We start from the raw sequence: 13,336 nt of genomic DNA on the forward strand, positions 1-13,336 counted from the left end.
TTTTTTATGGAGGAACGTATGGTCAAGGCAGCAGGAAAGAGCGGCAGAACCCGCAGGTCCGGCACAAGAAGCCGCACGGGGCGTGCAGACATGGCGGAACGCACGGCTGCGGACATGAAGGAAAACGTTTCTGCCGAAGACGCGGAAGCTCCCGAAAAGATTTCTGCCGAGGCGGCGTGCGGGGCAGGTCAGGAGACGATTTCAGGCGCAGAGACCGGCGTGAGCACGGATTTCGGAACGTCCGGGGGCGCATCGGAGGCCTTTTTGTCTGAAGAGCCCGGAGCGGTCGAGGCGGTCGGAAAAGTTTCCTCCGCTTCCGCCGAGCGGGTGCCCGGCGAGCTTGACTTGCTCCGGGGCGAACTTCTCTGCGAAGAGCTGGAGCAGAACGCCGTGGAGCAGATGTTTCAGTGGATGAAGGAGCACTCCGCCGAGGAGGAGAGCCTGAGCGCAGGGCTCGGCGAGGTTTCCGGCACGGCGCTTCTTGAAGCGGTGCATCATGGTCGTCACGTGGCGGCGCTTTCCCTTTTTCTCTTCGAGGCTCTTTCGCGCAGGTTCGAGCTCGACATCCGCTGGGCAAGACTGCTGGCGCAGGCCGCTCTGTGGCACGACCTCGGTTTTGCCGCAGGGGGACGTCGCCGTCATCACAAGCGCAGCATGGAGATCATCGAAGGCAACGACCGGCTCTCCCTTTCCTTCGGTCTGGCGGATTCCGATCGTTCTCTCGTGGCGCTTCTGGCGCGCTATCATCGTCGTGCCTGGCCGGGCATGAAGCATCGCCGCTTTGCCGCGCTTTCGCGGGAAGAGCGCCGGAGCCTTTGCGCCTGCGCCGCCCTGCTGCGGGTTGCGGACGGGCTTGATTATCGGCACCGGGGCGCGGTGGAGGAGCTGCGCGTCACGCTTCGCCGCAGAAGCGTGCATCTGCTCTGTTTCGGCGCGGAGTCCTGCCGCAAGGAATGTCGTCGCGCGTTGAAGAAGGGAGATCTTTTGGAGCGCCTGTATGGAGGAAGACTGGACATCGAGCAGGGAAAGGAAGGAGAGAGGGATGTCCTCTGAAGCGCCTTTTTCGGGTGTGCGTACCGTCGCCATCATGGATCTTGGCTCGAACTCCCTGCGCATGATGATCGTGCGCATCGGCGAGAACCGCGTGACCAGCGTGCTCAATCAGGTGAAGCAGATGGTGCGTCTCGGCGAGGGTGCCTTTGAGGAACACAGGCTTCAGCCCGAGCCCATGCGGCGTACCATCGCCGCGCTGCGCGGCTTTGCCGGAATGTGCCGTTCCTACGGCGTGGACGAGGTGGTGGCTCTGGCCACGGCGGCCGTGCGCGACGCGGAGAACGGTCAGGAATTCATGGACGAGATACGCCGCGAAACGGGAATCGACTTCACGGTGATTTCCGGCAGGGAAGAGGCGCGTCTCATCTGCCGCGGCGTGTCCGTGGCGCTCGAACCCTTTGCCGGAAAGCGGATGTTCATCGACATAGGCGGCGGAAGCACCGAACTTTCCGTGGCGAGCGGCGGCAACATTCTGGAACTTGAGTCCCTCAAGCTCGGCGCCGTGCGCCTTGCCGGACTTTTTCCCTGCGCGGGCACGGTGAGCCCCCAGCGGTATGCGGAAATGCAGAAGTACGTGCGCGATCACGCCGTGCTTCCCCTGCAGCGCATGGAGGCTCAGGGTCCGGGCGAGCTTGTGGGCAGTTCCGGCACCATACAGAGCCTTGCGGAAATGGCCGTGGCCATGGAACGGGAAAGCGGAAGAAGGACGGGCGACACGACGGAGCTGCTGAGCTACAGTTCCCTTCGGCGCGTGGTCAGAGCGCTTTGCGAGCGCAACGAAGAGGACAGAATGTCCCTGCCCGGCATGAATCCTCGCCGCACAGGCATTCTTATTCCCGGCGCGGCCATACTCCAGACCATCATGGAGGAACTGGACTTCGACTCCGTGCGGGTTTCCGGCCGCGGCCTTCGGGACGGCGCACTGGCCGATTATCTCGACCGGCTTTTCCCGGAAAAGGGAAGGCTTTCCGTGCGCGACGAAAGCGTGCTCCGCCTGGCGAGACTGTGCCGGTTCGAGGAGGTGCATTCCCGCCACGTGGCAAAGCTTGCGCTCATGCTTTTTGATTCCGCCCGGGAGCTCGGTCTGTATCGCGGTCCGGCCAGAATGCGCGAGCTTCTTCATTATGCCGCGATGCTGCACGACATAGGCATCTTCATTTCCTTCACGAAGCACAACGTGCACAGTCATTATCTCATTCAGAACAGCGAGATGCTCGGCTTTACGCAGAAGGAGGTGTCGCTCATGGCGGCGCTCGCCCTCTATCACCGGTACGGCTATTCCAAGAAGGACAAGGGCTGCGTCGTCACGCTGGCCGAGGACTGGCTGGTCCATGCGCGCTGTCTTTCTCTCTTTCTTTCTCTGGCCGAGGGCATGGACAAGAGTCATCGTCAGGCCGTGGTTTCCGCGAAGTTCGTCCGAAAGGATCAGAATCTTGCGCTGCTCGTCCGAGCCTCCGTGCCCTGCCCCGTGGAGCAGGAGAGGCTGAAACGCTGTTACAAGTCTCTGGAAAAGTGCTTCGGCAGAACGGACGTGGTGTGGGAATCCGCGTCGTGAGACTTTTTCGGCGAGTGCTGCAGGCGTCCGGATCCCGCAGGGGAACCGGGCGTCTGTCGTTTTGAAGGAGGTCTCGAAAAGGCAGAGGCTTTTTTCCGCGCGTCTCTTTTCGGCACGGCTTTTCCGACCCGGACACGCAGAAAGCCCTCTTCCCGTCATGTTGCGGAAAGAGGGCTTTGTTGAACCTTGTCCGGGGCGCGTGCCCGGCGGCACGTCGGCCAAAGAAGCGCCTTCGGCCTAGTTGCCGCTCATGTTCCTGTGCAGAAGCTCGTGTTCCCTGCCCTTGAGCAGCGTGGCATAGAGCGTGTCGAGCAGCGGGTTTTCGCTGGTCTTTTTTATCTGCATGTTGATGTCCGCCTCGTAGAGGGAGTCTCGGCGGGCCCGGAACGGATTGTCATGGGAGGAGACCGGCTGGCCGCCGCCCATGATGCAGCCGCCGGGGCAGGCCATGAACTCTACGAAGTCATAGTTCTTGCCGCCTTCGCGAATGGCGTTCAGCACCATGTCGGCGTTGCGCAGACCGCTGACCACGGCCGCGCGGATCGTCCTGCCGCCGTGGAGAAAGCTGAATTCCCGTATGCCGTGCTCTTCGCGCACGCCCACCTTCTTGAGCTCGTCGATTTCCTGCCGGCTGTGCCCGGCGATGAAGTTGCGCAGCACGGCCTCGGTCACGCCGCCGCTCGTTCCGAAGATGAGGCCCGCGCCGGAGGTGATGCCGAAGGGCATGTCAGCCGCGTCCTTGTCCGCGCCGTTCAGCGTGAGGCCGTAGCTCTGTATCATGCCGATGAGCTCTTCAGTGGTGAGCACATAGTCCACGTCCTGCCTGCCGTTCGTGCGGGATTCGGGACGGAGTATCTCATCCTTCTTGGCCGTGCAGGGCATGATGGCCACGGAAACGAGACGGCGTCCCTTTTCGTCGGGCGACTGCTCGTCCCAGGCGCGCAGCACCGCGCCGAACATCTGCATGGGCGAGCGGCAGGTGGAAAGATTGGGAATGAATTCCGGATGCTTCCTCTCGCAGAAGCGCACCCACGCCGGGCAGCAGCTCGTGAAGAGAGGCAGCTTTTCGCCGGAGGCAAGACGCGCCTCAAGCTCGCGGCTTTCTTCGGTCACGGTGAGGTCCGCCCCAAAGGCCGTGTCGTACACTTCCTCGAATCCCAGACGGTGCATCACCGTGACGAGGCGGTTCATCACGTTCTTTCCGGCGGGGAAGCCGAACCTGTCGCCTATGGCCGTGCGCACGGCCGGAGCCACCTGCGCCACCACCTTGTTTTTCGGGTCCGCGAGCGCGGCCCACACTTCGTCCACGGTGCTCTTGATGGAGATGGCTCCCGTGGGACAGACCACGCGGCACTGGCCGCAGCCCACGCAGTCGGTTTCCGCCAGACGGCGGTTGTAGGCGGGAGTGACCAGCGTGGCCACGCCCTTGCCGGCGAAGTCCAGGGCGTCCACGGCCTGAATGTTGTCGCACATGCGCACGCAGTCGCCGCAGAGTATGCACTTGCTCGGCGTGCGCACGATGCAGTTGGAGCTGTTGTCCACGTCGTGGCGTTCCTGCGCGCTCTTGAAGCGTATCTTCCGCACGCCCATGCGCTCGGCCAGGTTCTGCAGATGGCAGTCTCCGTTTTTGTTGCATACCGTGCAGTCGCGGTCGTGGGAGGCGAGAAGAAGCTCGAGAAGCGTGCGGCGGTACCTGCGCAGCTCCGGCGTGTTGGTCTGAATGTTCATGCCGTCGCGCGGGCGTACCGTGCAGGAAGCAAAATAGCGGCCTTCGTCGTCCTTGACCGTGCAGAGACGGCAGGCGCCGTACACGGAAAGTTCCGAAACGTAGCAGAGCGTGGGCAGATCGATGCCCGCCTTGCGTATGACCGTCAGCACATTGGTTTCATCGGTGAATTCGACGCGGATGCCGTCGATGATCATGCTGCCCATGATTGTCAGTCCTTGATGGAAATGGCGCCGAACTTGCAGTTCATCATGCAGGTGCCGCATTTGATGCACAGTTCATGATTGATGACGAAAGGCTGCTTGACGACACCCGTTATGGCGTGCACCGGGCAGATGCGGGAGCATTTCGAGCAGCCCTTGCAGCGCTTGGGGTCGATGTCGAAGAAAATGAGTTCCTGATAGGGACCGGGCAGGTATTCCTCGATGACGCGCTCCTCTCCGCCCTGATGTTCGAGAACGGAAAGAACCTGCCTCGCGATGCTTTTGCCGAGTCCGCAGCGGGCGGTGTGGTCTATGAGCGCGCCGAGCTCGGAGAGAAGGGCAAGCTCCTCCTCGGAAGGAGAGGGGAGCGGAGAGTCCTCGAGAATCTGCTGCATCTGCCTTGTGCCTTCCCGGCAGGAAATGCACTTGCCGCAGCACTGGTCGCTGGTGAATTTTTCAAGAACGGCCAGAGCCTTCTGTGTTTCCGGTGACTTTTCCATGATGGGCGTCCGAAAGAGGTGAAGATGATGGCGGTCTGAGACATGACGTCGAAAAGCGCAGGTCCTCGCGGGGAGGGACGTGTTCGCGCAAACGTGTCATTCTGTCCGATGACCGGACCGGATTGCGGCAGGCGCTCCCCGGCAACAACATCAGGATGTAGCCGGGGAGCGTGGTCCTTGTAAAGCCTGCGCTCATTGTTCCTAAAAGGAACAAGCGTGGGGCCGGGCCGGATGACTTCTGCTCAGGACCGCATGCCTTCCGTGTTTTCCTCCAGCCCTTGACGCCATGATTTCCTGCCGTTACAGATGGATATCATGTGTACCGTCTGCCGCGCACCCGGCATGCGCGGATTCCTTCGGGAGATAACGTATGGACATCACGGTGGACGCAGTTCTTGCCATGGCGCCGGATGAGGCGTCCGTCAGAGCCGCGCGCTCTCTGGCCTCTCCGGGCAAATGGCAGACGCTCGGTTTTGACGATGCGGCGGTCTGGGGACTTTGTCAGGGCAGCGGATCGAAACCCTATCAGACGAAGGTCGACCTCTCGGGACCGGTCTGTTCCTGCTCCTGTCCCAGCCGAAAAATTCCCTGCAAGCACGCGCTGGCGCTTCTTCTGCTCCTGGCCGGACAGAAAGGGGCGTTTGCCGGGGGCGACCGCCCCGAATGGGTGAGCGAATGGCTGGAAGGCAGGCGGCAGCGCGCCGCCAAAAAGGAAGAGAACAGGACGCGAAAAAAGGGTTCCGCGTCCGCCTCGCCTCAAAAGGAGGCCGCCAGGCTCGGGCGCATGAGCACGGGCATCGACGAGCTTTGCCGCTGGATGAACGATCAGGTCGTGCAGGGATTTTCGTCCCTTTCCGGACATTATGAGGATTGGGACAGAGTTGCCGCCCGCATGGTGGATGCGCAGATGCCCGCTCTGGCCGCAAGATTGCGGAGCATGGGCTCTCTCGTGGACGGCGGCGAGGACTGGCCGGCCGTGCTGCTCGGCAGAATGGGCATGATCCAGCTTCTTGCGGATGCGTTTTCCCGCATGGCAAGTCTTTCTCCCGGGCAGCAGGCGGATGTGCGCTCCGCGCTGGGGTATCTTCCCGACAAGGATGCCGTTCTGGCCGGGGAAGACCGCGTTTCTGACGTATGGGCCGTCGTCGGCGTGAGCGTGGCCGAAGAGGACAGGCTCTGGCGGCGTCGCGTGTGGCTCTTCGGAAGGGAAAGCGGACGCATGGCGCTTCTTCTCGATTTTTCTCACGGCACCCGTTCTTTTGAGCCTGTGTTCCTGCCCGGCGGCAGCGCTCGCATGACGCTCTCCTTTTATCCCGGAGACTCTCCGCTTCGGGCCGTCGTTGCCGATGTTCCCGTTCCCGAGCCGTTCGGCCCGCTGCCCTCATTCTCTCTGGAAGAGGCGCTTCATGATCTGGCGCGGCGGCTGGCGGGCAGTCCGTGGCAGACGCCGCTTCCGCTGTTTTTCGGCGGCGCGCGTCTTGTTCGCGGGGGTGAGCGCTGGCAGCTTCTTTCGGAAGGGGGCGGTATTGTTCCCCTTGCCGTGGACGATGACGCGGGGTGGAAAATGCTTGCCGCAGGCGGAGGGCATCCGTTCATCATCTGCGGAGAATGGGACGGCAGCGAGCTTTTTCCTGTGGGCTTCTTCCCGCAGACGCCATCCTGACGGAGGAGGAAAGTCATGGATTCCAGACTTCGTGTGTTCGGTTCCTGCGCTCTGCTCGGCACGGCCCGGCGTCCGCCGTCGTTTTCCGAAGCGGATTTTCCCCCGGGGTCGATCATTCGGGAACTTGCCGACGCCTCGGACTCCTCGCCGGACTCCTGCGCGCGCACGCTTCTGCGCGGGGCGGGCGTGCTTCTTCTCGGAGGGAGCGCGGGATATCTGCCCGAGAAGGCCGGAGATAATCTGACGGTTCCCGGGATCTCTCCCGAAGAAACGCGTGAAATGCTGCCGGAAGATGCGCCGGTCACGGAGCTGTGCGGAGAGATTTTCCGCGGCAGTCGGCTTCGTCTTCAGTGGGAGGCGCTCTCGCTCCTTGAGCGGAAGAACATGGTGCTGCCGCATTCGCTTCTTGTTCCGGCGCTCGTCATGGGCAGGAGCAATCCTGTCCTCCGTCCTCTTCTTGCCCGTACGGCGGGTGCGCGCGGACTGTGGCTTGCCTCTCTGAATCCCGACTGGTGCATGTTCGCCTCCTCCTCTTCCGACGCGGGGCCGGACATGGAGGCCTGGGAGCACGGTCGTCCCATGCAGCGTCAGTCCTTTTTTCTTGCCGCGCGGAAGGCAAGGCCCGCATGGGCCAGAGAACTCTTCGAGCAGGACCTTTCGTCCATGGACGCATCCGAACGCAATGCGCTGCTCGGTCTTTTTGTTCACGGACTCTGCGGGGACGACGAGGACCTGCTGGAGAAACTGCTTTTTAAAGATCGCAGCCGTGAAGTGAGAAGAACGGCCGCATCCCTGCTTTCCCGTCTGCCCGAAAGCCGTTACGTGAAACGCATGGGCGAAAGGCTTTGCGCCTGCATGGCGGCGTTTTTGTCCGAGCCTGCGCCGTCGGCGCTTTCCGGAATGTTCCGCGCGGCGGCCGCCGCCGTGGGCATGGGGCACAAGACGGACTTCATCACGCCTCCCGAAACCTACGACAAGAGCTGGGCGGCGGACCTCATCAGCGAGAAGTCGCCGTTTTCTCGGTTCGGTCCGCGTGCCGGATGGCTGTACCAGATGGCTGCGGCCGTACCGCCTTCGTGGTGGACGCAGAGCACGGGAAGAAGCGCGGAGAAGGTGCTTGAGCTCTTTGATCGTTCGGAATGGAGGGAACCTCTTCAGACGGCGCTGGGGGATGCCGTGCTGCGCACGGCCGACGCCTCGTTTGCGCGAGTCATGCTGAAAGGCATGAAGAACGGAGGCGTGTGGCCGTCTTCTTCCGGCGGAAGTCTCGACGTCTTCGCGCTTGCTTCCATGCTGGGAGGGGAGGAGCGCGAGGAGGAATGGGAAAGACTGCTTTCCTCCGGATCGCTCACGGAGCTTCTTCAGGACATCCGCGCGAGGCGGGAACTCGGGTACCGCATGTCTTCCCCGCTGGGGGCAAAGGCCGTCGCCGTGCTGAAAAGCCGGATGCTGTCGGCCAAAAGCCGTGATTATGCTCTTGCCTACGTGGTGGACGAGCTGGCCATGGTGCTGCCTGTGGAGGAACTTGAGAAGGCGCGGCAGATGCTGGAATCGCTGCCCGACATCAACCAGAACCGGGACGTTTACGACCGTTTTTCCGCCGTTGCCCGTCAGCGCCTGGCGCTCGGCGCGTATTTTTCCTGACCGTCAACCATCAGAGGACATTCCATGAATACCGAAGAGAGCAAAAACGCCGCGCGCGTTCTGCGGCAGCACGCCGAGCAGCAGTTTGCCGAGGAACTGGACGAACTCAAGAAGGCCGACACGCATCCGCGTCCCGCCAACTGGCAGATGTCCCCTTTTGCCGTGTGCACCTATCTTATGGGCGGCAGGCTCGACAACGGCTTTGAGGTGTCGGCCAAATACATAGGCAGCCGCCGACTCATGGAAATCGCCGTGGCCACGCTGGCCACCGATCGCGCGCTGCTTCTGTACGGCGTGCCCGGCACGGCCAAGTCGTGGGTTTCGGAACATCTGGCCGCAGCCATAAGCGGCGATTCCACGCGCATCATTCAGGGCACCGCCGGCACGAGCGAGGAACAGATGCGCTACGGCTGGAACTATGCCGAGCTTCTTGCCAAGGGCCCTTCCCGGCAGGCTCTCGTGGAAAGCCCGCTCATGCGCGCCATGGCCGAAGGCCGCATCGCCCGCGTGGAGGAGCTTACCCGCATTCCCGCGGACGTGCAGGATACGCTCATCACCATTCTTTCGGAAAAGTCTCTGCCCGTTCCCGAGCTCGGTGAAGAGGTGCAGGCGGTGCGCGGCTTCAACGTCATAGCTACGGCCAACAACAGGGACAAGGGCGTGAACGAACTTTCCTCCGCGCTCAAACGCCGTTTCAACACCGTGGTGCTGCCGGTTCCCGCGAGCGAAGACGAGGAAGTGGCCATCGTGGAGAAGCGAGTTCGGGAAATGGGCCGCAGCCTGGAACTGCCCGCCGAGCCGCCCGCCCTTGCCGAAGTGCGCCGCGTGGTGCGCATTTTCCGGGAACTTCGCAACGGAAAGACCGAGGACGGCAAGCTCAAGGTGAAGACGCCGTCCGGTACGCTGAGCACGGCGGAAGCCATATCCGTCATCAACAGCGGCATGGCCCTTGCGGCGCATTTCGGCGACGGAAGCCTGCGTGCCGCCGACGTGGCTGCCAGTCTTGTGGGCGCCGTCGTCAAGGATCCCGTGCAGGATCGCGTCATATGGCATGAGTATCTTGAAACCGTCATGAAGGAACGGGGCGACTGGAAGGATCTGTACCGCGCCTGTCGCGACGTGGAATGACCCATGGACGACACAAAGCAGATACGCATATTCGGCATACGGCATCACGGGCCGGGCTGCGCCCGCAGTCTTGTTCGTGCGCTTGAAGAGTGGCAGCCGGACGCGCTGCTCATTGAGGGCCCGCCCGAAGGCGGGAGCGTGCTGTCCCTTGCCGCCGACTCGGCCATGATTCCTCCCGTGGCGCTGCTCGTCTATGCGGAAGACGACGCGAGACGGGCGGCCTTCTATCCCTTTGCGGAATTTTCGCCGGAATGGCAGGCGCTGCGCCATGCGCTCGGACGGAACGTTCCGGCGATCTTCATGGATCTTCCCATGGCCGTGCGCTTCGCGCTGGAAAAGGTGGAAGACGAGTCCGGGACGCAGACGGAAGAGAAGGTCGAAGCCGAGGAGAAGCGGAGCGCCGGAGAAGGCGGGACGCCTGCAGACGCGGCGGTTTCGGAAGAAGCGTCAGCCTTGTCCGGAGACGTGGAGGAAAGCGATTTAGAGGCGGAAGAAACGGAGAAAGAGCAGCCGTTCGACGCCTCTGATCCTCTGGACTGGCTGGGGCGCGCCGCAGGATACGAGAGCGGTGAGGACTGGTGGAATCACATGGTCGAGGAGAGGCTGGACGGGCTGGAACTTTTTGAAGCCATACGCGAAGCCATGGTTGCCGTGCGGCAGGAACGTGAAGCAAAGCATGGCGGTCCGGAAGGCCTGGAGGCGCTGCGCGAGGCTCATATGCGTTCGTGTCTGCGCAGGACGAAGAAGGAAGGATTTGCCCGCATCGCCGTGGTATGCGGCGCCTGGCATGTGCCGGCCCTGGAAGCGAAGGTCGCCGCCAGGGACGACAACGCACTTTTGAAGGGGCTGCCCAAAATGAAGGTTGCCGCCACCTGGGCGCCGTGGACCTACGCGGGGCTCAGTGTGCGGAGCGGCTACGGCGCGGGCGTGGAGTCTCCGGCCTGGTATGAGCACCTGTGGCGTGCGGGCGGCGAAGAGTCCCGCGTGGTGAGCTGGCTTACCCGGGCCGCGCGCCTGTTCCGGGAAGAGGGGTTGGACTGCTCCCCTGCGCACGTCATTGAATCGGCAAGACTCGCCGAAACGCTTGCAGCGCTCAGACAACGCCCGGGGGCCGGTCTGCCGGAGCTTCGCGAAGCCCTTCGGACCGTGGTGTGCATGGGCGAGGAAGCTCCCATGCGTCTTGTCGAGCGCCGTCTCATTACCGGTGAAAGGCTGGGGCAGGTACCGGAAGGCGCGCCTGCCGTGCCTCTTCAGAGGGACATCGAGCGGCTTCAGAAAAAGCTCAGGCTTAAGCCGGAAGCTTCTCAGAAGACGCTGGATCTCGATCTTCGCAGGGACGTGGACCTTGAGCGCAGCCGCATGCTGCACCGCATGAACATTCTGGACATTCCCTGGGGAACGGACAGGCGCGAAGGCGCAGGCAAGGGCACCTTTCATGAATTGTGGCTTCTGCAGTGGGAGCCGAAGCTCATCGTCGACATCATCAACGCAGGCTCGTGGGGCAGCACGCTACAGGATGCCGCCGTGCGCCGCGTGCTGGATCTGGCTTCCCGTGCCGGACTCCCTGAGCTGGCAAGGCTCATGGACGCGGCGCTTCTTGCCGATCTCGGTCCGGCGGTGGAAGGTCTTGTGCGCACGCTTTCGGAAAAGGCGGCGCTTACCACGGACACGCTGCAGCTCGTCCGCACGCTTCCCGAGCTCGTGCGCGTGGCCAGATACGGCGACGTGCGCGGCACGGATGCGGGCATGGTCCTCGCGCTGGTGGAGGGCATGGTCCCGCGCGTGGCCGTGGGGCTGCACGCGGCGCTTTCCGGTCTCAACGAAGAAAGTTCGGCGGAGCTTCTTGCTCCTCTGCGTGCGGCAAACGATGCCATGCGTCTCATCGGCCGGGAGGCTCTTGCGTTCATGTGGCGTCAGGCGCTCTCCAGACTCCTGGCGGAAGAGAGCGGCGTGCACGCCGTCATCCGCGGACTTTGCGCTCGACTTCTGTTTGACGACGAGTCTCTTTCCGCAGGGGAGGTCGAGACGCTTATGGGCCTTGCCCTGTCTCCGGCATCCGAACCGGAAAACGCTGCGGCATGGCTTTCGTCTTTTCTGGGGGAGAGCGCCATGGTGCTGCTGCACGACGATGTCTTGTGGCGCCTGGTGGACGAGTGGCTGCTTTCGCTTCCAGCCGAGCGCTTCGTCAACGTGCTTCCCATGCTGCGTCGGACGTTTACGGCTTTTTCCGCACCGGAGCGTCGGCAGCTTGCGGAAAGGGCCCGCCGTGCGCCCGTCGTCCGGCAGGCTGGGACGGGAAGCAGGAGCGCGCGGGATGAAGAGCGCGCGTCGCTTGTTGTGCCTTTTTTGAGAACGATACTCGGTCTTGCCGTCGACGGCACGGACGCACGGGAGCGGGATGCCCATGGATAACGGACTGGACAAGGAACGGATGCGGCGCTGGGTGCTCGCGCTCGGAGACGAGGCAAGAAGCTGCTGTCCCGATGTCTCGCTGAGCGCGGAAGATATGGGCATGAGCGACGCGCTTTCCATGCTCTACGACAACGGCAGCGGAGGCAAGGGGCTGCGCGGCGGCAGCGGGGCGTCTTCTCCCCGCGTGGCGCGCTGGCTCGGAGACATCCGCAAATATTTTCCATCCACCGTGGTGAGGGCCATGCAGAAGGACGCCTTCGACCGCCTTTCTCTTAAAGATATGCTGCTTCAGCCGGAAATGCTGGACTCGGTGCAGCCGGACGTGAATCTGGTGTCCACGCTCATGAGTCTGAACGGCGTCATTCCTCCGGAGACGAGGGAGACTGCGCGAATCGTGGTCCGCAAGGTGGTGGACGGACTTTTGAAGCAGCTTGAGGAGCCCATGCGCACGGCCGTGAGCGGCGCGCTCAACCGGGCGGTGCGGAATCGCCGTCCTCGGGCTTCCGAAATAGACTGGAACCGTACCATTCGGGCAAACCTGCGCCACTGGCAGAAGGAATACCGGACCCTGGTGCCGGAAACGCTCATCGGCTACGGCCGCAAGGCACACCGGCCGCAGCGGGAAGTCGTTCTCTGCATCGACCAGAGCGGCTCCATGGCAAGTTCCATCGTCTATTCCAGCATATTCGGTGCGGTCATGGCCTCGCTGCCCGCGGTGAAGACCCGTCTTGTGGTTTTCGACACGTCGGTGGTCGACCTTACCGAGGAGATGCACGATCCGGTGGACGTGCTTTTCGGGGTGCAGCTCGGCGGCGGTACCGACATCAACCGGGCCGTGGGCTACTGCCAGTCTCTCATCACCGATCCTCGCAACACCATCATGGTGCTGATTTCCGATCTGTATGAGGGGGGCGTGGAGCGCAATCTTCTTCAGAGAGCCGGCGAGCTCGTGCAGTCCGGCGTCCAGTTCATAACGCTGCTGGCGCTCAGCAATGAGGGCAGCCCCTTCTACGACAGAGAGCTTGCCGGGAAACTTGCGGCTCTGGGCGTTCCCTGCTTCGCCTGTACGCCGGATATCTTTCCGGGCATGATGGCCGCCGCCATAAGGAAGGAAGATGTGGCTCTCTGGGCCGCGGGGCAGGGGGTCGTCACCACTCCGCCTGCACGGGGAGGGAGCGTCTGAGGCGCGGGAGCAAGGAAAGGCGGGACAGCGGCTGCGGAGGAAAACGTCTTTCCGCAGCACGTTTGCATCGTCAGGGGCTTTTCCCGAGGTCTTTTGACGGGCCGGAGGGCTGGAAAAGGGGCAAAAAACGGGAAAAGGAGCGGAAACGGCCGAAAAATCGACCGGGGAGTCATCCCCGGTCGATTTTTTTATGAAGAATTATCAAAGAGTTATCTATAAAAATCAAAAAAGATCGAAAAAAGTGGAAAAAAGTGTTTGACAAGACGGGG

Annotated in this window: 9 protein-coding genes; 7 read left to right on the forward strand and 2 right to left on the reverse strand. The window is 62.6% G+C overall.

The features are described 5' to 3' along the window. The first annotated feature begins 18 nt into the window (after positions 1–18). Positions 19–1,053 (forward strand): HD domain-containing protein, encoded by a 1,035-nt coding sequence (locus QZZ60_RS01410; protein ID WP_295636783.1) that lies wholly within the window; start codon positions 19–21, stop codon positions 1,051–1,053. Further along, entirely contained in the window at positions 1,043–2,608 is a 1,566-nt protein-coding gene (locus tag QZZ60_RS01415; protein ID WP_295636786.1) for a Ppx/GppA phosphatase family protein, read from the forward strand. Before QZZ60_RS01410 ends, QZZ60_RS01415 begins: the two co-directional genes overlap by 11 nt. A 237-nt stretch (positions 2,609–2,845) precedes the next feature. On the opposite strand, the gene QZZ60_RS01420 is transcribed toward QZZ60_RS01415, so the two are convergent. Beyond that, entirely contained in the window at positions 2,846–4,540 is a 1,695-nt protein-coding gene (locus QZZ60_RS01420) for a [FeFe] hydrogenase, group A (protein WP_295636789.1), read from the reverse strand. Between the two features lie 5 nt (positions 4,541–4,545). Continuing rightward, on the reverse strand, positions 4,546–5,037 hold the full coding sequence (locus QZZ60_RS01425) for an NADH-ubiquinone oxidoreductase-F iron-sulfur binding region domain-containing protein (RefSeq protein ID WP_295636792.1): 492 nt from the start codon (positions 5,035–5,037) through the stop codon (positions 4,546–4,548). Between the two features lie 370 nt (positions 5,038–5,407). Here QZZ60_RS01425 and QZZ60_RS01430 point away from each other — a divergent pair, with 370 nt between their 5' ends. Genes QZZ60_RS01430 through QZZ60_RS01450 form a run of 5 tightly spaced genes read left to right on the forward strand, consistent with a single transcriptional unit; the run spans position 5,408 to position 13,067 of the window. Beyond that, a complete protein-coding gene (locus QZZ60_RS01430) occupies positions 5,408–6,700 on the forward strand; it encodes an SWIM zinc finger family protein (RefSeq protein WP_295636795.1) in 1,293 nt (430 codons plus the stop codon). Positions 6,701–6,715: 15 nt separating this feature from the next. Beyond that, complete coding sequence (locus QZZ60_RS01435; protein ID WP_295636797.1) at positions 6,716–8,344, forward strand: DUF5691 domain-containing protein; 1,629 nt, start codon at positions 6,716–6,718, stop codon at positions 8,342–8,344. Between the two features lie 24 nt (positions 8,345–8,368). Further along, the gene (locus QZZ60_RS01440; RefSeq protein ID WP_295636800.1) at positions 8,369–9,472 is read left to right on the forward strand and encodes an AAA family ATPase; all 1,104 of its coding nucleotides are present in this window, start codon (positions 8,369–8,371) and stop codon (positions 9,470–9,472) included. Positions 9,473–9,475: 3 nt separating this feature from the next. Continuing rightward, positions 9,476–11,884, forward strand: a complete 2,409-nt coding sequence (locus QZZ60_RS01445) for a DUF5682 family protein (protein WP_295636803.1) — start codon at positions 9,476–9,478, stop codon at positions 11,882–11,884. Beyond that, a complete protein-coding gene (locus tag QZZ60_RS01450; RefSeq protein WP_295636806.1) occupies positions 11,877–13,067 on the forward strand; it encodes a VWA domain-containing protein in 1,191 nt (396 codons plus the stop codon). Before QZZ60_RS01445 ends, QZZ60_RS01450 begins: the two co-directional genes overlap by 8 nt. Positions 13,068–13,336: the final 269 nt, after the last annotated feature.

Source organism: uncultured Mailhella sp., from assembly GCF_905187505.1.
Taxonomy (GTDB): Bacteria; Desulfobacterota; Desulfovibrionia; order Desulfovibrionales; family Desulfovibrionaceae; genus Mailhella.

What these genes read in the sequence shown, in the direction of transcription:
- QZZ60_RS01420 (WP_295636789.1), bottom strand. Translation starts at nt 4,540, where the DNA reads ATGGGCAGCATGATCATCGACGGCATCCGCGTCGAATTCACCGATGAA.
- QZZ60_RS01425 (WP_295636792.1), bottom strand. Translation starts at nt 5,037, where the DNA reads ATGGAAAAGTCACCGGAAACACAGAAGGCTCTGGCCGTTCTTGAAAAA.
- QZZ60_RS01415 (WP_295636786.1), top strand. Translation starts at nt 1,043, where the DNA reads ATGTCCTCTGAAGCGCCTTTTTCGGGTGTGCGTACCGTCGCCATCATG.
- QZZ60_RS01435 (WP_295636797.1), top strand. Translation starts at nt 6,716, where the DNA reads ATGGATTCCAGACTTCGTGTGTTCGGTTCCTGCGCTCTGCTCGGCACG.
- QZZ60_RS01440 (WP_295636800.1), top strand. Translation starts at nt 8,369, where the DNA reads ATGAATACCGAAGAGAGCAAAAACGCCGCGCGCGTTCTGCGGCAGCAC.
- QZZ60_RS01445 (WP_295636803.1), top strand. Translation starts at nt 9,476, where the DNA reads ATGGACGACACAAAGCAGATACGCATATTCGGCATACGGCATCACGGG.
- QZZ60_RS01410 (WP_295636783.1), top strand. Translation starts at nt 19, where the DNA reads ATGGTCAAGGCAGCAGGAAAGAGCGGCAGAACCCGCAGGTCCGGCACA.
- QZZ60_RS01430 (WP_295636795.1), top strand. Translation starts at nt 5,408, where the DNA reads ATGGACATCACGGTGGACGCAGTTCTTGCCATGGCGCCGGATGAGGCG.
- QZZ60_RS01450 (WP_295636806.1), top strand. Translation starts at nt 11,877, where the DNA reads ATGGATAACGGACTGGACAAGGAACGGATGCGGCGCTGGGTGCTCGCG.